The organism is Kitasatospora sp. NPDC086801, from assembly GCF_044745805.1.
GTDB lineage: Bacteria > Actinomycetota > Actinomycetes > Streptomycetales > Streptomycetaceae > Kitasatospora.
The window spans coordinates 134506-153761 of record NZ_JBIVAX010000007.1; the positions used below are offsets into that span (position 1 = coordinate 134506).

16 protein-coding genes and 2 riboswitches are annotated in these 19256 nt (G+C 73.6%); of the genes, 5 read left to right on the top strand and 11 right to left on the bottom strand.

Going from position 1 to position 19256, the window contains the following annotated elements; genetic code table 11:
• Window positions 1-55: 55 nt before the first annotated feature.
• From ACIPLC_RS11665 to ACIPLC_RS11695, 7 genes are all read right to left on the bottom strand, one after another.
• A complete protein-coding gene (locus ACIPLC_RS11665; RefSeq protein WP_400472780.1) occupies window positions 56-970 on the bottom strand; it encodes an ECF transporter S component in 915 nt (304 codons plus the stop codon).
• Window positions 967-2610: an ABC transporter ATP-binding protein gene (locus ACIPLC_RS11670; protein WP_400472781.1), complete on the bottom strand. Its 1644-nt coding sequence runs from the start codon at window positions 2608-2610 to the stop codon at window positions 967-969. The genes ACIPLC_RS11665 and ACIPLC_RS11670 overlap by 4 nt, the downstream gene beginning before the upstream one ends.
• Entirely contained in the window at window positions 2607-3860 is a 1254-nt protein-coding gene (locus ACIPLC_RS11675) for a CbiQ family ECF transporter T component (protein ID WP_400472782.1), read from the bottom strand. The genes ACIPLC_RS11670 and ACIPLC_RS11675 overlap by 4 nt, the downstream gene beginning before the upstream one ends.
• Window positions 3861-3870: 10 nt before the next feature.
• The gene (locus ACIPLC_RS11680) at window positions 3871-4908 is read right to left on the bottom strand and encodes a hypothetical protein (RefSeq protein ID WP_400472783.1); all 1038 of its coding nucleotides are present in this window, start codon (window positions 4906-4908) and stop codon (window positions 3871-3873) included.
• Window positions 4909-5036: 128 nt separating this feature from the next.
• On the bottom strand, window positions 5037-6950 hold the full coding sequence (locus tag ACIPLC_RS11685) for a prenyltransferase/squalene oxidase repeat-containing protein (RefSeq protein WP_400472784.1): 1914 nt from the start codon (window positions 6948-6950) through the stop codon (window positions 5037-5039).
• A 103-nt stretch (window positions 6951-7053) separates the two neighbouring features.
• A riboswitch (cobalamin riboswitch) is annotated at window positions 7054-7198 on the bottom strand.
• A gap of 620 nt (window positions 7199-7818) precedes the next feature.
• Window positions 7819-8316 (bottom strand): flagellar hook-length control protein FliK, encoded by a 498-nt coding sequence (locus ACIPLC_RS11690; RefSeq protein ID WP_400472785.1) that lies wholly within the window; start codon window positions 8314-8316, stop codon window positions 7819-7821.
• A gap of 34 nt (window positions 8317-8350) precedes the next feature.
• Window positions 8351-9406: a prenyltransferase/squalene oxidase repeat-containing protein gene (locus tag ACIPLC_RS11695; protein ID WP_400472786.1), complete on the bottom strand. Its 1056-nt coding sequence runs from the start codon at window positions 9404-9406 to the stop codon at window positions 8351-8353.
• Window positions 9407-9505: 99 nt separating this feature from the next.
• Window positions 9506-9644: riboswitch (cobalamin riboswitch) on the bottom strand.
• 117 nt (window positions 9645-9761) lie between these two features.
• On the opposite strand from ACIPLC_RS11695, the gene cobF reads away from it, so the two are divergent.
• Window positions 9762-10520: a precorrin-6A synthase (deacetylating) gene (cobF, locus tag ACIPLC_RS11700; protein WP_400472787.1), complete on the top strand. Its 759-nt coding sequence runs from the start codon at window positions 9762-9764 to the stop codon at window positions 10518-10520.
• Window positions 10521-10714: 194 nt separating this feature from the next.
• Here cobF and ACIPLC_RS11705 read toward each other — a convergent pair whose 3' ends face one another.
• A complete protein-coding gene (locus ACIPLC_RS11705; RefSeq protein WP_400472788.1) occupies window positions 10715-11314 on the bottom strand; it encodes a GNAT family N-acetyltransferase in 600 nt (199 codons plus the stop codon).
• Window positions 11315-11383: 69 nt separating this feature from the next.
• Here ACIPLC_RS11705 and ACIPLC_RS11710 point away from each other — a divergent pair, with 69 nt between their 5' ends.
• Window positions 11384-11560 (top strand): hypothetical protein, encoded by a 177-nt coding sequence (locus ACIPLC_RS11710; RefSeq protein ID WP_400472789.1) that lies wholly within the window; start codon window positions 11384-11386, stop codon window positions 11558-11560.
• A gap of 86 nt (window positions 11561-11646) precedes the next feature.
• Here the strand turns inward: ACIPLC_RS11710 and ACIPLC_RS11715 are convergent, their stop codons facing one another.
• Window positions 11647-12369, bottom strand: coding sequence for a hypothetical protein (locus ACIPLC_RS11715; RefSeq protein WP_400472790.1), 723 nt, complete (start codon window positions 12367-12369; stop codon window positions 11647-11649).
• Between the two features lie 612 nt (window positions 12370-12981).
• Here ACIPLC_RS11715 and ACIPLC_RS11720 point away from each other — a divergent pair.
• The gene (locus ACIPLC_RS11720; protein WP_400472865.1) at window positions 12982-14400 is read left to right on the top strand and encodes an APC family permease; all 1419 of its coding nucleotides are present in this window, start codon (window positions 12982-12984) and stop codon (window positions 14398-14400) included.
• A gap of 84 nt (window positions 14401-14484) precedes the next feature.
• Window positions 14485-16122 (top strand): amidohydrolase, encoded by a 1638-nt coding sequence (locus tag ACIPLC_RS11725; protein ID WP_400472791.1) that lies wholly within the window; start codon window positions 14485-14487, stop codon window positions 16120-16122.
• 197 nt (window positions 16123-16319) lie between these two features.
• On the opposite strand, the gene ACIPLC_RS11730 is transcribed toward ACIPLC_RS11725, so the two are convergent.
• Both ACIPLC_RS11730 and ACIPLC_RS11735 read right to left on the bottom strand, forming a co-directional pair.
• Window positions 16320-17024: a TetR/AcrR family transcriptional regulator gene (locus tag ACIPLC_RS11730; RefSeq protein WP_400472792.1), complete on the bottom strand. Its 705-nt coding sequence runs from the start codon at window positions 17022-17024 to the stop codon at window positions 16320-16322.
• 125 nt (window positions 17025-17149) lie between these two features.
• On the bottom strand, window positions 17150-18130 hold the full coding sequence (locus ACIPLC_RS11735; protein ID WP_400472793.1) for an aldo/keto reductase: 981 nt from the start codon (window positions 18128-18130) through the stop codon (window positions 17150-17152).
• A 178-nt stretch (window positions 18131-18308) separates the two neighbouring features.
• Here ACIPLC_RS11735 and ACIPLC_RS11740 point away from each other — a divergent pair, with 178 nt between their 5' ends.
• Entirely contained in the window at window positions 18309-19253 is a 945-nt protein-coding gene (locus tag ACIPLC_RS11740; RefSeq protein WP_400472794.1) for a helix-turn-helix transcriptional regulator, read from the top strand.
• Window positions 19254-19256: the final 3 nt, after the last annotated feature.

Below are 19256 nucleotides of genomic sequence, written 5' to 3' on the forward strand. Positions count from 1 at the left end.
CACAGAATCAGGAACGCCGATCGGTGACCCGCCCCGGCTCCTCCCGCCCGTGCGCTCACGACGGCGTCAGGTCGGCCCCGCGTCGGAAGTTCCACCGCCCTCGCCCGCCCGGACAGTTCGGTGGCTGACAGCGGCCGAACGCGGGCCGCGCGACGGTTCCCGGTCCCGCCGGGGCGTCGGAACCGTCCGGGGTCTCGAAGCGCACCGTGGGCTCGAAGTTGGCACGGCGGGCCGCGCGGCGGAAGACGGTGAGGACGGCCGGGCCGACGACGAGCACGGCGGTGAAGGTGGTGACGGCCCGGCCGGTGTCCCAGCCGAGCGAGGTGGCGAGGTCGAACAGCAGGTAGCGGTGCCACTGCTCGGTGAAGGGCAGGCCCGGCAGGTAGGCGATCGAGCTGTTCGGGTCGGTCGAGAACGGCCAGAAGGAGAGGTTCAGCAGGAAGCCGAAGAGGTACCCGGAGAACGCCCCGTACCCGGCCAGCATCAGCACCTCCCAGCGGCGCCGGAGCCTCGGCAGCAGCCCGGCGAGCATGCCGACGAAGGCGCAGCCGAACATCTGGTACGGCATCCAGGGGCCGACCCCGCCGGTGAGCAGCGCGGAGGCGAACAGCGAGGTGCAGCCCAGGGTGAACCCGAAGCCGGGGCCGAAGACCCGGCCCGCCAGGACCAGGAGGAAGAAGACCGTCTCGACCCCGGCCGTCCCGGCGCCGAGCGGGCGCAGCCCGGCGTTGACGGCGGACAGGACGCCGAGCATGGCGAGGGCCTTGGCGTCGATGCCGCCGGCCGCGATCTCGGCGATGACGACGGCGAGCACCAGGACGAGCAGGGCGCCGAAGATCAGCGGCGGGGCGTAGGAGGAGCCGAACTTTCCGGGGGCGACGACGAACGGCCAGGTGAAGGCGACCAGGCCGATGAAGGCGGCCAGGGCGGCGACGACGCGGGCCCGGCCGGGGATGCGGACGGCGGTCACCGGGCGGCCTCCGCGGGTTGCAGGGCGGCGGCGACCTGCCGGGTGGTCAGGTAGGGCAGCGGGGCGAGGATCTTGGCGGCCTGGGGGGCGAAGGTGGGCGAGGCGACGATGACCTCGGCGGTGGGGCCGTCGGCGACGATCTCGCCCTCGGCCATCACGACGACGCGGTCGGCCGCGGAGGCGACGAACTCGACGTCGTGGGTGGAGACGACCACCGTGCGGCCCTCGGCGGCGAGGGCGTCCACGATGCCGGTGAGCGCTTCCTTCGCGTGGTAGTCGAGCCCTCGGGTGGGTTCGTCCAGCAGCACCACCCGTGGCGCGGCGGCCAGCTGGATCGCCAGGACGAGTGCCAGCTTCTGCCCCTCCGAGAGGTCCCGGGGGTGGGTGTCGTCGGGGATCCCGGGGGCGAGCCGGTCGAGGACCTGCCGCGCGGTCGGCCCGGCGGCGCGGTCGGCCTCAAGGTCGCTCTGGGCGAGTTCCTGCGCGACCGTCTCCAGGTACAGCAGGTCCGTGGGGGTCTGCGGGACGAGTCCGACCAGTTGCCGGGCCTGAGCCGCGGAGAGGCGCTTGGGGTCCTTGGCCGGCCCGCCGTCGGCTCCGGCGACCTTCACGCTGCCGCCCTGGCGGGGGCCGGAGCCCTGGAGGGCCCACAGCAGGGAGGACTTGCCGGAGCCGTTGCGCCCCATCAGCGCGGTGACCTCGCCGGCCCGCAGTTCCAGCCCGACCTCCCGGACGGCGGCCACCGGGCCGTAGCGCACCACGATGCGCTCGGCGGACAGCACGGTCTCCCCCGCCGCCGGTGCACGGCGCGGCGCCGGTACCGGGCGTGCGGCCAGCCGTTCCCGCAGCGGTGCGGCGGCTCGGCGGGCGTCGCGGACGGAGAGCGGGAGGGGTTCCCAGCCGGCCAGGCGGCCGAGGTCGACGACGGGCGGCGCGATCGTGGTGTGCCGGAAGACCTCGGCGGGCGGCCCGTGCACGACGGTGCCGTCGCCCGGCAGGTAGGCGACCCGGTCGGCGTACTGGACGACGCGCTCCAGGCGGTGTTCGGCGAGCAGCACGGTGACGCCGAGGTCGTGCACGAGCCGGGTGATCGCGGCCAGCACCTCCTCGGCCGCGGTCGGGTCGAGCGCGGAGGTCGGTTCGTCCAGGATCAGGACGCGCGGGTGCGCGGTGAGCACCGAGCCGATGGCGACGCGCTGTTGCTGCCCGCCGGAGAGCTCGTACAGGGCCCGGTGGCGCAGGTCGGCCAGGCCGAGCAGGTCGAGGGTCTCCTCGACGCGCTTGCGCATGACCTCCGGCGGGATCGCCAACTGCTCCATGACGTAGGCAAGTTCCTCCTCCACCGTGTCGGTGGTGAAGCCGGCCAGCGGGTCCTGCCCCACCACGCCGACCACGTCGGCGAGTTCACGCGGCGGATGGTGGGCGGTGTCGCGGCCGTCCACCGTGACCCGGCCGCGCAGGGTGCCGCCGGTGAAGTGCGGCACGAGGCCGTTGACCGCGCCGAGCAGGGTCGACTTGCCCGCGCCGGTACGGCCGACCACCAGACAGAGTTCGCCCTCCGGGATGTGCAGGTCGACCTCGCGCAGGACGGGCCTGGTCTCGCCGTCGTACACCACGCCGACCTGGTCGAATCGGATCACGTGCTCACCTCGGAGGTCGTGCGGTCGGTGCTGGTGCCGCGGGTGTCGCGGGTGTCGCGGGTGTCGCCACCGGTACGCCCGGCCGGGCGCCGCCCGGGCACGGCGGCGGGTTCGGGTGTACGGCCGGGCGGCGGTGAGACGATCCCGGCGGCGCCCGCCAGCAGCAGGGCGAGCACCGGCACGAGCGGCAGCGTCGGCCAGGTCAGCGGGTACAGGGAGGGGTTGAGGTCGGTGGCGTCGTAGCCGACCGTGGCGAACAGCAGGACCGCGGCGGCCACGCCGCAGCCGACGACTGCCCACTCGGCGGCCCGCCAGCGGTCCGGCCGGTAGGTGGTGCGCCGTACCCGCCGCCCGCCGAGGACGAGGCCCGCCGCGCAGAGCAGGACGCCCGCGGCCAGGGCGGGAAGTCCCAGCGCGGCGGGGGCCGTTCCGTCCAGCAGCCCGTACACCCCGGCGCACAGGCCGCACATGCCGAGCAGCATCAGGGCGCCGGTGATGCGGCGGGAGCGCCGGGAGGCGGTGCCGGAGCGGCCGTAGCCGCGCGAGTCCATCGCGGCGGCCAGGTGCAGCGAACGCTCCAGCGCGTCTTCCAGGACCGGCACCACGATGCTGCGCAGCGCGCGCACGCCCTTGCGCTGCCCGGCGCGCAACCGCCGTGCCCGGGCGACGCGTTGGACGCTCTGCACCAGCTGGGGCGCGACGCTGAGCGACACCGTCACGGCGACGCCCAGCTCGTACAGGGCACCGGGCAGGACGCGCAGGGCGCGCTTGGGGTTGGCGAGGGTGTTGGCGGCGCCGATGCAGCAGATCAGGCAGGCCAGGCGCAGCCCGTCGAAGGCGGCGGAGAGGGTGGCCTCCAGGGAGACCGGCCCGCCGATCTGGATGCCCGCGTACCAGGCGGGGGTGGGGAGGTGCGGGAGGGAGAAGAGCAGGTGGTCGTGCGGGGTGATGCCGGTGGCGAACACGCAGCGGAAGACCACCCGGATCGCCACCACGGTCAGGGCCACCCACAGGTAGTAGGTGAACCCGCGCGCCCACGGGGCTTCGCTCCGGCGGGCGGTGACCACGTAGCCGAGCACGGCGAGGACGAGGAGGAGCAGCAGCGGGTTGGTGGTGCGGCTGGCCGCCGTCGCCAGGGCGAGTGCCCACGTCCACCAGGCCAGTGGATGCAGGTTCCGGGGGCTGCGCCGGCTTCCCGCGCCCTGCCCGGGGGCGGGCTTCGGGGAGCCGGCGTCGCGCTTGTCGGGCATGGTCACCGGATCACTCGGCCCGTCGGCGGCGCTGTCGCGCGACGACCACGGTGGCCACGCCGAGCACCACGACGAGGACGGTCCCGATCACGGCGGGGATCATCGACCCGGAGTCGTGCGGGGCGTCGGCCACCGGGTCGGCGTTCACCACCCCGCCGGGCACGGCGGGGGTGGACGTCGGCGCGGCCGCTGCCGCAGCCCTCTGCGGCGGCTGGTCGCCCGGGGTGTCCGTCGGCGGCGCGGTGGGCGGCTCGACCGGCACCGGCACGGCGGGCACGGGCGTCGGGTCGGGCGCGCCCGGCGGAGTGATGCCGTCCTCGGGGGTCACGGGGGTACCGGCCCCCGTGGGCTTGGCGGGCGCGGGCGGCCGGGCTCCGCCCGCCGGGGGCTTGGCGGGGGCCGGGGAGCGGCCGGTCCCGGCGCCACCGACCGTGCCGGTGCCGCCGCTCGAACCACTGCCGGAACCGCCGGTCGTACCGGTGGCGCCCGTCGACCCGCCCCCGGAACTGCCGGAGGCACCACCGGAGCCACCGGAGCCATCGGGGCCACCGGAACTGCCGGAGCCGCCCGTGGTGCCCTGGCCGGGGTCGGCCGGCTGCCCACCGGGGTCCGAGTTCTGCGCGCGCACGCTGTCCGGCGAGAAGGTCGGACGCCCCTTGGTGCCCTCGACGTTGGTGCCGCCGAAGATCCACAGGTCGACGCTGCCGGGCTTCGGCTGGTAGCTCATCGCGCCCAGCTGGCTGTACGACCAGCTGTTCTCGCCCGGATCGGCGTGCCAGTACGACCAGTAGGCCGTGGCCGGGGGCGTCAGGACGCACTTCTCCTGATCCGGGGTCGGGTACTGCTTGCCGCCCTGGAAGCCGCTGTAGCCGATGCGGCAGACGAACGCCGGACCGTCGTGCCCGGTCCCGGTGGTCTTCCAGCCGCCCTGGTTGAGCAGCGTGTACCCGGTGGTCGGGGTGGTCCCGCAGGAACGCAGCAGCGGGCCGCCCCACTTGCTGAAGTCCACGGCGAGCACCACGCCGGACGTGGTGGTGCACTGGTCCATCGGCAAGGGCGCCGCGGACGCCGGGGCGGTACCGACGGCAACGCCACCGAACGCGAGGCCGGAGGTCAGGGCCGCTGCCCCGGACAGCCGGGCGAGTCGCCGACCCCGTCCCCGGCCCAGTCCCCGGCTCACCGGTGACGCCCCGGGGTGGACGCGGTGCGGCGACGGGCGACGAGGACGGCCGCGGCTCCGAGCGCGGTCAGCAGAGCGGCACCCGCCGTCAGCGCCAGGGCCTGCGTTCCGGTACTGGCCAGGTTGCCGGACCCGGCGCCCGCCGGAACCCCGGCTGCGGGGACGCCACCGTCCTCGGCCGGGGCGTCGACGCCACCGGCCGGCCAGGTGCTCGGGCCGCCGGTGGCCGAGGGTGCGGCGGTGACCGGGGCGGGCCCGGTCGTCGTGGGAGCGCCCGTCGGGGTCGGAGTGCCTGTGGGCGTGTTGGTCGGTGTGCCGGTGGGGGTCTGCGTCGGCGTACCCGTGGGCGTGTTCGTCGGCGTCCCGGTGGGGGTCTGCGTCGGCGTACCCGTGGGCGTGTTCGTCGGCGTCCCGGTGGGAGTCGGCGTCGGCGTACCCGTCGGAGTCGGCGTCCCGGTAGGAGTCGGCGTCGGGGTGCCTCCGACGTTGCGGGACAGTGTGCCGAAGGAGATGCCGGTGGCACCGCCGAGCCCCTGCGTGGACGCCCGGACGTCCGATCCCCGCTGACCGCCCGTGGCGACGTTGAACCCTCCGTCGCCGTTCTGCTGGCCGGCGAGGAAGTCGCGCGCCTTGGCGATCTGGGCGCTGTAGGCGGACTGGCGCAGCGTCAGGCCCTGGACGGCGAGGGCGGCCGAGTTGGTCGAGTCGCCGGCCGCGCCCGGGAACCCGCCGTCGGGCAGCTGCCGCGCGGCCAGCCAGCCGGCCCCCTTGTCGACCGCCTGCGCGGCCTCGTCCCCGGGGACGAGGGAGAGGGCCATGACGGCCATCGCGGTGCTGTCCACCTCGGAGTCGCCGGTGGCGGGGATCAGGCTCGGCCAGGAGCCGTCGGCGTGCTGGAGGCTCTTCAGGTAGGCGATCGCGGGAGCGGCGCCCGTCGAGTCCCCGCCCCGGAGCTGGGCCATGATGCCGAGCGCCTGGGAGAAGACCGAGGTCGCGTAGGTGTAGTTGCCGGGGGCCGCGCAGCCGGTGTTCTGGTCGGCCTTGGCGCACACGAGGGCGGCCAGGGCCGCGATCAGGTCGTGGCCGCCGAAGGCGCGCGGGTTGCGGCCGACCGCTTCGGCGAGCAGCGCCTCCTTGCCGATCGAGCCGCCGCCGGCGAACTCGGTGCCGATGCCGGTCCAGTCGTTGACGGTGCGTGCGCTGGCGTCCGTGCCCTGTTGGTCCAGGAAGTCGACGATCCTGCGCAGCGCGGCGTCATCGGTACCGGTGGCGGCGAGGGCGTAGGCGCCGTCGATGGTGAGGCCGAAGTCGGCGAAGGCCGGGAAGCCCTCGTAGTAGTGGCCGTCGATCAGGCGGGACGGGTCGGTGAGGTAGGCGCTGCCCTTGGCGGCGTCCGGGGCCCTTCCGGCGGGCGGGGTCGGCGGGGTGGTGGCGCCATTCGGATCGTGCCGGACGCCGGTGAGGTCGGTGCCGGTCGGGGTCAGGACGGCCTGCTCGGTGGCGGCCGGGTCCGGGTCGGTGGTCGACGTGTCGGGGCCGAAGCCGCCGGCCGTGCCCTGGCGGGCGGCGAGCCGGGCCTTGGCGGAGGCCAGGCGGGTGTCCTGGTCGGTGGCCCGGAAGGCCTGCGCCGCGCTCGCGGTGCTGATGGTGTCACCGGGGGCGCCGGCGTAGGGCACGAAGGAACCGTCGGCCTGCCGGCTCGCCGCGAGCTGGTCCGCGGCCTTCTTCGCGGCCGCCTGGTACTCCGGGGCGGCGCGCAGGGCGAGGCCGGTGGTGCCCGGGTCGGCGGCCGCGGTACCGGGGTGCCCGAACAGGACGGTGCCGCAGGCGGCGACCGCGACGGCGCCGGCGACCACCAGGGACGCGAGGTCCCGGTTTCTGTGACGTGCGCGACTGCTGCTGACCCTCACGACGACTCCCTGGTCGGTCGACGCGGGAGGCAACGGCGCAGCCGACGGCTCCTCGGACAGGGGCCGCCGTGACCGCGTCGTAGTCCGCGACGACGCAAGTGCTGTGTGAACAGTCCCCCGGTCCAGGCATTCCGGCTCACCCACCCCGAGGTGGGTCTACGGTTGCGGGTCAGCGCCGGAGTTGGACCGGCTTCCCCTGAATGCCGAGGGCAAAAAATCGGTTCATCAGACCATGGCGGCCGATGGGGAGTCAACGGGTCGTCATCCCGATCATCATCCCGATCACATCGCCTCGCCGACCGGTGCGCCGTGCGGTCACGGATCGGCTCCCGGCCGTGGCCCCTCCGGGCGGATTCCCCCCTCGACCGGCCGGGCCGTCGGCGAGGGAGGAATCAGAACAGCCCTGGGCCGACGCCGGACGGACGCTGCGGGAGGGCACGGACCTCGACTCGCTCGGAACGGTCGAACTGCCGACCACCGCCAGTGAGCGATTCGGCGTGCTGAGACCGCGCCTCCGCGAGATCCCAGCGGATGTCGGCCGATCGCAGGGCCGGGCGCTGCCCGTCGGCGGGGCCGCGCACCGCAGAGCCGGCCGAGGCCGCTCCGGCTGATGTGCCCGCAGACGCCACTGACGGCACCGCCGTGACTGTCAGGGCCAGAGCCGTCAAAGCCAGCAGACCCGACACTGCCGCCGAGTGCTTCACGCCGCCATGTGATCGCATGCCACAAAGCTCGAACATGCCGACGGGAAGGTGCCGGTCAACGATTTCGCTGATTCATCCCGCCGGCCTACCGGCCCTCCGACCAGAGGGCCGCACGTGAGTCGTGCGGGATGCGGTCCCACTGGCAGTCGGGGTGCCTCCGGACGTCAGGGCGCGGTGATGCCCGGCTGCGCGCCGGCGCCGAAGGACCAGCCCTCGACGTCGCCCGGCGCCGGGTCGTAGCTGCCCGCGCCCAGGTTGCTGTACGACCAGGCACCGCCGTGCTGGGCGTGCCAGTACGACCAGTAGGCGCTGCCGGTCGGGTTGGTGCAGGTCGTCGGCAGGGCGCTGATGGCGCAGACGAAGCCCGGGTAGCGCGGGTGGAAGGTGTACGGGAACCCGGCGCCGGTCAGGGCGGCGAGGCCGCTGGCCGGGTCGCCGGGCGCGCAGCCGGTCTGGATGCCGCCGCCGAGGGCGGTGAAGTCGACCACGACGGTGACGCCGGTGGTGCCGTCGCAGGCAGCGGCCTGCGCCTGTGGGGCCTGGACGGCGGAGGCGCCGAGCAGGCCGGCGGTCAGGGCCGCGGCGGCGGCGATCGAGCCGAGGGTGCGGCGGGCCGGACGGGCGAGCCGGGCGGGCCGGGCGGGCGCCATGGTGTCGGTCATCGGAGTACTCCTCACCGGATCAGTGGGACCGGGGTCAGCGGGTGGTCGCCGGGCAGGCCGGCACGGCCGCGTCCGGACGCGCCCCGGCGGCGGACAGGGTGGCCAGCGGAGTGCCGGCCAGGCCGAGGACGGCCTGCCCGGTGGCCCGGGCGCCGTTGGCCGGGTTGAAACCGGACGCGTCGTAGGCGACCGCGCCACGGACCGCCGGGTCGGCGGCGCAGCCCTGCTGGAGCTTGACCAGGCTGCTCCAGCCCTTGAGGCCGCCGGAGAGCAGCGCCTGCGTGGCCAGGCCGGTGGTGTTGGCGTTGGACGCGGCCGCCCCGGCGGCCGCGAAGCCGCCGTCGGCGTTCTGGTGGGCGGTCAGCCAGCCGAGCCCGGCGTCGGCCTTGGCGGTGCGGCCGGTCGCGGCCAGGGCCTGGGCCGCGAGCGCGGTGGCGTCCGGGTCGCCGGTGCAGGTGGCCTGACCGTAGGAGAGCGGGAAGCCGCCGTCCGCGCACTGGCTGTTCGCCAGGAAGTCGACGGCCGTGGCCGGGGCGCCGCCGGGGGTGCGGTGCAGGGCGATCACGGCGAGGGACTGGCCGAAGGCGTTGCTGTAGTCGCCCCACTGGGAACGGTCGGAGAAGCGGCCGGACGCCGTCTGGAGCGAACGCAGCCGAGCCGGGAGGTCGACGCCGCCGAAGCTCACCGGATCCCCGCCGCGCACCTCGACGGCGAGCAGCAGCTTGGCGGTGGCGCCCGCGTACGCCTCGGTGGTGCCGTCACCGAGGTAGCCGCCGAGGATCTCCGGCTTCGCCAGCCAGGCGGTGGCCTTCGCGGCGGCCTGGTCGGAGCTGCGCGAGGCCGCGAAGGCCAGCACGGCGTCGATGGTCAGGCCCTGGTCGGGGTAGGCGGTGCCGTTGAAGACGGACTCGAAGTGGTCGCCGTCGACGAGCTGGCGGGCCAGCCAGCCGGCCGCCGCGGCGTCCGGACGGACCGTGGCGGAGTGCTCCTGCGCGGGGTCGGCGTGGGCGGCGGCGGCCGCCGGGAGGACGGTGGCGAGGGCGAGGGCGGGTATCGCGAAGAGGCGCAGGGGGCGTCGGATCAGGGACACGGTGGACCTTTCCGGGCCTGGACGCAGGGGCCCGGAGAGCGTCGGCACCTGGCCGGGCAGCCCTCGGAGCTCCGGCCCGCAGACCACGACGGGAGGAGGGAGCGACACACCTCCGCCGACGGGTACTCGGGCTCGCCGCCGACAGCCGTCGGCGGCCTACCGTTGCGGGTCAGCGCCGGATTCGGACCGGCTTCCCCCAACGGCGGAGTCAGAACATGACGGCTCATCATGGCGAAACGGAAAAGATCCGGTCAAGGGGTCGTGTGCCGGATCACGAGATTGCGGGCCCGGTCCGGCGGCCCACGCGCCACCCGGACGCGGGGGTCGGGGCGGACCAGACGGCAGAATGCTCGGCATGCGGCACATCTTCGTCATCGGCATCGGCGCGGGCGACCCCGACCACCTCACCCTGCAGGCGGTCAAGGCGCTCGCCCGCACGGACGTCTTCTTCCTCCTCGACAAGAGCGAGGAACGGCAGGACCTGATCCGGCTGCGCCGCCGGATCCTGGCCGAGCACGGGCGGACGGGGCACCGCGTGGTCGAGGTGCCGGACGCGGAGCGGGACCGCACCACCCCCGCGTACGCGGCCGCCGTGGACGACTGGCGCGTCCGCCGTGCCGACCTGGTCGAGCGGCTGGTCGCCGAACACCTCGGCGAGGACGAGACGGGGGCGTTCCTGGTCTGGGGGGACCCGAGCCTCTACGACAGCGTCATCGCCGTGGTGGACGACGTCCTCGCCCGCGGCGCCGTCGCGTTCGACCACGAGGTGGTCCCGGGCATCAGCAGCGTCTCCGCGCTGGCCGCCCGGCACCGCACCACGCTGACCCGGGTCGGCCGCCCGGTGCAGATCACCACCGGCCGCCGCCTGGCCGACGGCCTCCCCGAGGGCGTGGACGACGTGGTGGTGATGCTCGACGGCCGGGCCGCCTTCACCGGGATCGACCCCGAGGGGCTGGAGATCCACTACGGCGCCTACCTCGGCACTCCCGACGAGATCCTGGTCTCCGGTCCGCTCGCGGAGGCCGCCCCGCGGATCCGTGAGCTGCGCGATCGAGCCCGCGAGCGCAAGGGCTGGATCATGGACACCTACCTGCTCCGGCGCTCGGAGAGCTGACGGGCCGCGGTGCGGCCGCCCCGGGCGAGGGGGCGGCCGCACCGGGCGGACCGTCAGCGGTGGGTGAAGGACGACGGGCGCTTCTCGGCGACGACGGCCGTGCCCTCCTCCTGGTCGGTGGTGGCGAACGTGGCGTGGAAGAGCCGGCGCTCGAAACCAGGATCGTCTCGTCAGCGGTCACTTGCCGTCCTCCCTCAGGGTGGTGATGATCGCCGAGAAGTCCAGGCCCGAGCCTCGCCCGCCGCGAAGTCCGCGTACGGCTGCGCGGCCCTGCGTCCGAGCTCCGTGGGCAGGCCCGCGGCCTCGGCGGCTCCGGCGGCCAGTCCGAGGTCCTTGGCCATCAGGGCGGCGGCGAACCCGGCCGCGTAGTCGCGGTTGGCCGGGTCGTGGACGATCTCGACACAGTCGACATCCGGGAGGAGGAACGCCTCGCGGACCAGGGCCTGGGCGGCCCGGGTCGCCAGCCCGCGCCCGGTGGCGTCGGGGTGGAGCCAGTACCCGATTTCTAAGGTCCGCTCTGACGGACTGCGGCGGAACAGCTGACACGTTCCCACGATCATCCCGTCGACCACGATCGCGTAGGTGAACGCTTCGCGCTTGGTCCACCGCTCGGCGCGGCGACGCAGGAAGTCTCGTGCGGCCTCGATGCCGTGATCTGCGGCCCACGACATCCACGGCCGGAGGTGATCCTGCGACTCGCTGATGACCTTGAACAACTCGGGTAGGTCCGCCCCGCGATCGAAGGCCCGCAGGGTCAGGTCGCCGAGCGAAATCACCTCGGGCGGAGAATCCACGGCAAGAGGATCGCGCTACGGCGCGGTGCCGACAACCAGTTCTCGCGACCCGCCGCCGTCGGTCCGTCGATGGTGGAGGGAGCCCTCGGGCGCGGCGCGAAGGCGATCGCCGAGGTCCGGGTGCGCTACCTCGGCGACGAGTGCCGTGCCGGTCGTGGCACCTATGCGCAGCCGGCCGAGCGGTACCAGGACGTGCGGGCCCGATCGGTGGAAGAACTGGCCAGCCTGCAGTTCCTGCAGCTATAGCGGTCCGCTGTGACCGCTGCGGGTGCCGGCCTTCGGTGCGGGTGGGGAGTGATCGCCGCACCGAAGACCGGCTGGCAGATGAGGGGTCAGCGGCCGTGCTTGACGATCGGACCGCCGTGGGTGATGGGGATGCCGGGGATGTACGGTGAGCCCTTGGGGACCCCGGGGAAGGTCCCCGAGCCGCTGCCGCAGATCCCCTTCTCGGCCGGTGTCATCTTCCGCGAGCCGTACATGTGCACGCCGGCTTCCTGCGGGACGGGTGCGGTCCCCGCGAAGTTGTTGACGTACCAGATGTAGTGGCCCCAGTGCGGAGAGCCGTAGTGCAGCTCGTAGGTTCCGCTGGCGCTGTGCATCTTGGTCTCGCGGGTGATCCAGCCGACCTCGCCGGCCGGCACTGTGAGGGTGTCCTGGTTGGTGAAGGTGTCGGTCCAGGTCCACGTCTGGCCGTAGGTCTGCTTGAAGCCCATTTCGAACTTCGACAGGAAGTCGAAGCCCGCGGTGACGCTGATCTCGGTCGAGACCGTGTTCGATCCGCCGGTGCTGTCGCTCCAGGACACCGTCTTGTTCTGTGCCACTGAGGAGCAGTTGTAGACGAGCGCGACCTGGTGGGGGGCGGTGAAGAAGGTGCTGGTGCCGGTCGGTGTGAATTTGCAGTAGTCCGTGGCGGTGCCGCAGTCCTTGAGCAGTTCCGCGATGGTGGGAGCGGAGTCGCGTACGGGAGAGACCGCCTGGGCGGCGGGGGCGACGGTGACGAGCAGTGCGCCTGCCGCGGTGGCGACGACGGCCGTTTGGAGACGGCGGATACGCATGGTGGTGCTCCTGTTTCTCGTTCGGGGTCTGGCGTGCTGCATCCGGGTGGTGCAGTGCCGGGGTGCCGGGGTGCCGCGGTGATGTCCGGGCGCGATGCCGGAGCGGCTGAGAGGTCATCAATTCGCTTGGGAAAAATGCTAGTTGAGCAGTGTTGCATGCGGGGGAATCTTGAGGGAAACCTGAGCTTCCTGTTCCGCTGTGGTGTGGGACGGCCCGTAGGCAGTGCCGGGGAAGGGGTAGGCAGCACTTGAGGGTGCGGGCGCCTGCCAGCCTCTGGCGGGTCCGGAGGCTGGACGGGTTCGCCCCGGGCTTCGCGACGGGCGGGGCGATCGAAGTGCCACTCAAGCCGGAATGACCGGCGACGTCCGGCAGTTCCCAAACGACCGCACGTCCGACCGTCTTGCTGGTGCGGCCGCGCTCGCCCCCCGGACACCGCGTCGCCCCACGCCCGCACCCCGGCCCTTATGACAACAGCATTGACGTGCAAGGACGCCGCCGGTTTCATGTCTCGCACCCCTCCCCCACACGAGCAAGGCGGTGATCCGTTGAGACCGACGGTGAAGGCCACGGGCAGCGCTCCGAAACCGGACGCGACCAGCCCCCACGTCACCATGCACAAGTCCATCGGCCTGCTGGACGGGGCGACGATCGCCGCCTCCAGTACGGCGGCCACCAGCAGCATCGGCATCGGCCTGGGCCTGATGGCCGGAGTCGTCGGCCTGCACCTGCCCGCGATCATGCTGCTGGCTTTCCTGCCCGTGCTCGCCATCGCGGGCGGCTACGGGCGGCTGAACGTCGTGGAGCCGGACGCCGGCAGCAGCTACCGCTGGGTGGGCCGCATCCTCAGCCCCTGGCTGGGCTTCCTCACCGGCTGGGTGAACACCGTCGGCACCGTGGTCTTCATGGCCTACACCACCACGGTCACCGGCTCCTCCATCATCCAGCTCCTCGACCTGGCCCACCTGCGCAGCGTCGCGGGCCTGCGCCTCGACGCCGACTCCACCGTCCAGTGCACCCTGCTCGGCCTGCTGATCCTGGTCGGCGCGGCACTGGTGGCGGTGCGCGGCCTGGACCTGGCCGCCCGGCTGCAGAAGGCGCTGCTGGTGTTCGAGTACGCGGTGCTGCTCGGCTTCTGCGGGTACGGGCTGTTCGCCGGCGACCAGCCGTTCTCGCTGCAGTGGTTCAACCCGTTCGACATACCGTCCTTCGACGCGCTCGCCCAGGGCATGGTGCTCGCGGTGTTCTGCTACTGGGGCTTCGAGTCGGTGTTCAGCGTCGGCGAGGAGGTGCGCAGCCCCCGGGACGCCTCGCGGGGCGGCATGCTCGCCCTGGTGGTGATGCTGCTGCTCTTCCTGCTCGCCAGCACGGCCTTCCAACGGGTGCTGCCGCTCGACGAGTTGGCCGACAACGGCGCGCACGGGCTCACCTACTTCGGCGCGAAGCTCGCCCACCAGCCGCTGGCCGCCCTGCCGTTGATCGCGCTCATGTTCTCCGCGGTGGCCTCCCTGCAGTCCTCCGTGATCCCGACCGCGCGCGGGATGTACGCGATGGGGCGCGACGGCGTGCTCGGCCCGGTCTGGACCCGGCTGCACCCCAAGCACACGACGCCCGCCGTCGGCACGCTGCTGATCACCGGCATCGCGGTGCTCATCGCGCTCGCCTCGATCGCCATCCCCACCGTCAACGACCTGATCTCCGCCGCCGTCAACGCGATCGGCATCATCGTCGCGCTGTACTACGCGCTGACGGCCGTCGCGGCCGCCGTCCGGTTCCGGCACCTGCTGCGCAGCGCCCCGCTGGAGGGGCTGCGCGCGGTGGTCGGCCCGCTGCTGGGCGCGGCGGCACTGCTCGCCGTCGGCGGCTATCTCGCCTGGTCGTTCTACGACTCCGCCGACCACTTCGAACTGGCCGCCGACAACGGGTGGTTCGAGCTGACCGTGACGGTGCTGATGATCGTCACCGGGCTACCGGCGGCCGCCTGGGCCCGCTGGCGGCGGCGCTCGCCCTACTTCCTGCCCGCCACCGACTGACACCGCCCGACACCGCCCACCGCCTGACATCGCCCGACACCGCCCGACAATCCACGGAAGCCACGAGAGAACGGAGCACCCCCCATGCCCAAGGCCGATCTGGTCTTCACCCACGGCCCGGTCCACACCGGTGACGCCGCCCGCACCCGGGCGACCGGCCTAGCCGTGACCGGCGAGCGGATCACCGCCGTCGGCCACGACGAGGTCCGGGAGCTGATCGGGCCGGGGACGGAGGTCGTGGACCTCACCGGCAAGCTGCTGCTGCCCGGCTTCCAGGACGCGCACGTCCACGCGGTCTTCGGCGGCACCGAGTTGGCGGTCTGCGACCTCACCGGCACGGTCGGCGTCGCCGACTACCTGGAGCGGATCCGCGCGTACGCCGAGGCCAACCCCGGCCAGGCGTGGATCACCGGCAGCGGCTGGTCGATGGAGAGCTTCGAGGGCGGGCTGCCGACCCGGCAACTGCTGGACTCCGTCGTCCCGGACCGCCCGGTGTACCTGACCAACCGCGACCACCACGGCGCCTGGGCCAACACCCGGGCCCTGGAGCTCGCCGGCCTCACCCGGGACACCCCCGATCCGGCCGACGGCCGGATCGAGCGCGAGCCGGACGGCACCCCGGGCGGCACGCTCCAGGAGGGCGCCACCGGCCTGGTCGCCCGGCTGATCCCGCCCTCCACCGCCGCCGACCGGCTGAACGGGCTGCTGCGCGCCCAGCGGCTGCTGCACTCACTCGGCATCACCGGCTGGCAGGACGCGCTGCTCGGCGTGTTCAACGGCCAGCCGGATCCGTCCGACGCCTACCTGGCGGCCGCACGCTCCGGCGCGCTGACCGCCCGGGTGACCGGCGCGCTCTGGTGGGACCGCGACCGAGGCGCCGAGCAGATCCCCGAACTCGTCCAGCGGCGCGCCGAGTTGAGCCACGGGCGGTTCCGGGCCGGCTCGGTGAAGATCATGCAGGACGGCATCGCCGAGAACTTCACCGCCGCGATGACCAGCCCCTACCTGGACGGCTGCGGCTGCGCCACCGCCAACTCCGGCCTCAGCTTCGTCGACCCGGCCGCCCTGCGCGGGTACGTCACCGAGCTGGACGCGCTCGACTTCCAGGTGCACTTCCACGCCCTCGGCGACCGGGCCGTCCGCGAGGCGCTGGACGCGGTCGAGGCCGCCCGCGCCGCCAACGGGCGACGCGGCACCCGCCACCACCTCGCCCACCTCCAGGTGGTTCACCCGGATGACCTCGCCCGCTTCGCCCGGCTCGGCGCGATCGCCAACATCCAGCCGCTCTGGGCCGCGCACGAGCCCCAGATGGACGAGCTGACGATCCCGTTCCTCGGCCCGGAACGCGCCGCCTGGCAGTACCCCTTCGGCGCCCTCCAGCGCGCGGGCGCCACCCTGGCGGCGGGCAGCGACTGGCCGGTGAGCAGCCCGGACCCGCTCGCCGGCGTCCACGTGGCCGTCAACCGGAGCGAGCCGGGGGCCACCGACGGCCGGGTCTTCCTCCCCGAGCAGCGCCTCGACCTGGCCTCCGCCCTCGCCGCGTACACGGCCGGAACCGCGCACGTCAACGGCCACGACGACGCCGGCACCCTCACGACGGGCCACCTCGCCGACCTCGTCGTCCTGGACCGCGACCTCTTCACCGCCCCCGCCGAGGAGATCGCCGACGCCCGCGTCCTGCGCACCTACGTCGGCGGCCGGCTCGTCCACGCGGCGGACTGAGCCACCCCGGGGGGGGTGGGCCGGCGCCCCGGCGCCTCGGGGAACTGCCCCGGGGCGTCGGCTGCGTCGGGGCGTCGGCTGCGTCGGCAGCGTCGGCAGCGTCGGCGATGTGCTGGTCGCCGACGCGGCCGGGGGCGGCCGACCCGGCACCGGGGCGACCGGCCCGGCACCGGAGGCCGCTGTCCGTCCGGCCGCGCTCAGCCCGTGGCCGGGAGGCGGGCCTCGGCGGCGTCGAGGAGGAGGTCGAGGGCGTAGGGATAGCCGCTGCGGCGCATGTCGCTGGTGAGGAGGCGGGCGGTGGCGGCGATGTGCGGGTGCGTGGTGGCGTCGAGCCGGGCGTAGGAGGCCTGCCAGACCTCCAGGTCGGCGGCCTGGGCAGCGGCGGGCAGGGCGAGGGCGGCGGCGTCGAGCGCGGCGAAGCCGAGGCTCTGGTCGACGAAGGCGTGGTAGATCCGGACGGCCTCGCGGTCGGGGAAGCCCGCCCTGCGCAGGACGCCCAGGATGGCCTCGACGGCGGCGATCTCGTAGCTGCGGCCGGTGGTGCGGTGGGCGGCGAGCAGCGCGGCCTGGGGGTGGGCCTGGTAGGCGGCGTGGATGCGCAGGCCGATGGCGCGCAGGTCCGCGCGCCAGTCGCCGGTGGCCTGCCAGCCGTGCTGGGCGCGGCCGATGAGCTCGTCGGCGACGGCGAGCAGCAGGTCGTCGGTGCTGCGGAAGTAGCGGTAGACGGCGCTGGGGTCGGCGCCGAGCGCGGTACCGAGCCGCCGTACGGTGAGCGCGTCGGCGCCGTGCTGCTCGATGAGCCGGAGCGCGGTGTCGACGATCAGTTCCCTGGACAGGATGACGCCTTGCTTGGTGGGCCGCCGACGCTGCCGTCGGGGCTCGGGGACTACCCGTTCGCTCATGCCTGGCAGCGTAGGTCAACATCGTTGACGTAGGCCAGAGGTGGCCCGCGATTCCACCCGGTTCGGCGCGAAGCGAGGCGGTCCTCGTTGTCACACGTGCCGTGCGGTCGATGGCGGGGACACGGTCAGAAGAACGTGGGCCGGCGCACGACGTAGGGTTCTTCGAGGGAGTCGATCTCCTCCGTGGTGAGCTCGACGTCGAGCGCGGCGACGGCGTCTGCGAGGTGGTGCGGCTTGGTCGCGCCCACGATCGGGGCGGAGACCACCGGGTTCCTCAACACCCAGGCCATGGCAACCTGCGCCATCGACACGCCGCGGGCCAGGGCGATGCGCTGGACGGCCTCGACGATGGCCCGGTCGCTGTCGAGGAAGATCGGCCGGTCCTGCTGGTCGACCGTCCGGTTGAGCTCCGCGCGCCGCGTGGAGCGTTCGCCCCAGGGCCGGGTGACGATCCCCCCGCCCAGCGGGCTCCACGGGATGCTTCCCACGCCCTGGTGGGCGAGCAGGCCGAACATCTCGCGTTCCTCCTCGCGGTGGATCAGGCTGTACTGGTCCTGCATGGAGACGAACCGGGTCCACCCGTGGGCCTGCGCGGCATGCTGCATCGTGGCGAACTGCCAGGCCCACATCGACGAAGCACCGATGTAGCGGGCCTTGCCCGCCTTGACCACATCGTGCAGCGCCTCCATCGTCTCCTCGACCGGCGTCTGCGGGTCGAAGCGGTGGATCTGGTAGAGGTCGACGAAGTCGGTGTCCAGGCGCCGCAGCGAGGCGTCGATCTGCTCCATGACGGCCTTGCGGGACAGACCCGCCCCGCCCGGGCCCTCGTGCATCGGCGCCCACAACTTGGTGGCCAGAACGACGTCCTCACGCTGGGTGTACTTGCGCAGCGCCCGCCCGACGACCTCCTCCGAGGTGCCCAGGCCGTAGATGTTCGCGGTGTCCCAGAACGTGATGCCGAGCTCGACGGCCTGACGGAAGACGGGCTCGGCCGCGTCGTCGTCGAGCGCCCAGGTCGTCCTCTTGGCCGGGTCGCCGAAGCTCATGCAGCCCAGGGCGATCCGGCTGACCTTGAGCCCCGACGTTCCCAGTCGCGTGTACTCCATGGCTTGCTCCTCTTCAGTTTCGGTGATCTGGACCTGTGCACGTGCTCCGGAGGGCGGCCGGCTTCACGCCCCACCGTGGCACGAACCGCCGCTCATCGCCTCCCACCAGGGGGTTCCTGCTGTTACAGGTACTGTCAGGGCCCCTCACGCACGCGGAAACCGGCCTATCTTGATGGGAATGGACGCCCGCACCGAGTTCCGCGACTTCCTCACCTCCCGCCGCGCCGGAATCACCCCCGAACGAGCCGGCCTGCCTGCCAACGGGAACCGCCGGGTGACCGGTCTACGCCGCGAGGAGGTCGCGCTCCTGGCCGGCGTCAGCGCCGACTACTACATCAAGCTCGAACGCGGCAACGCGCGCGGCGTCTCCGACGGCGTCCTGGAAGCCCTCTCCCGCGCCCTTCAGCTCGACGAGGCCGAACGCGCCCACCTGTTCGCCCTGGCCGCCGCCGCCAGCACCAGCACCAGCACCCGAGCCAGCGCCAGCGCCCGGACGCCCACGCGCGCCCCCAAGCCCCACGTGCGCCCCAGCATCCAGCGCATCCTGGACTCCATGTCCACCACCCCGGCCTACGTCCGCAACCGCCGTCTGGACATCCTGGCCACCAACCAACTCGGCAGAGCCCTCCTCAGCCCGATCCTCACCCCCACCCCCGCGGCCCCGCGCCGACCGCCCAACGTGGCCCGCTTCATGTTCCTGGACCCCGCGGCCACCGACTACTACCTCGACTGGGAACGCATGGCCGCCGGCACCGTCGCGATCCTGCGCGCCGAAGCCGGAAGCGACCCCCACGACAAGGCCCTGATCGACCTGGTCAGAGAACTCTCCACCCGGAGCGACCTGTTCCGCACCCGCTGGGCCACCCACAACGTCCTCCGGCACCGCAACGGCGTCAAACGCCTCCGCCACCCCGTCGTCGGCGAACTCACCCTCGGCTACGAAGCCCTGGAACTCCCCGCCGACACCGAACTGACCCTCATGGCCTACACCGCCGAACCCGCCACGCCCGCACTCGACACCCTGAACCTGCTAGCCGGCTGGGCCGCGACCATGGACCAGGACGACACCCCCGATTCGCCGCCCCACCCCGCTTCCACTCCGCCGCCCGGCGCCTCCGCCTAGGCC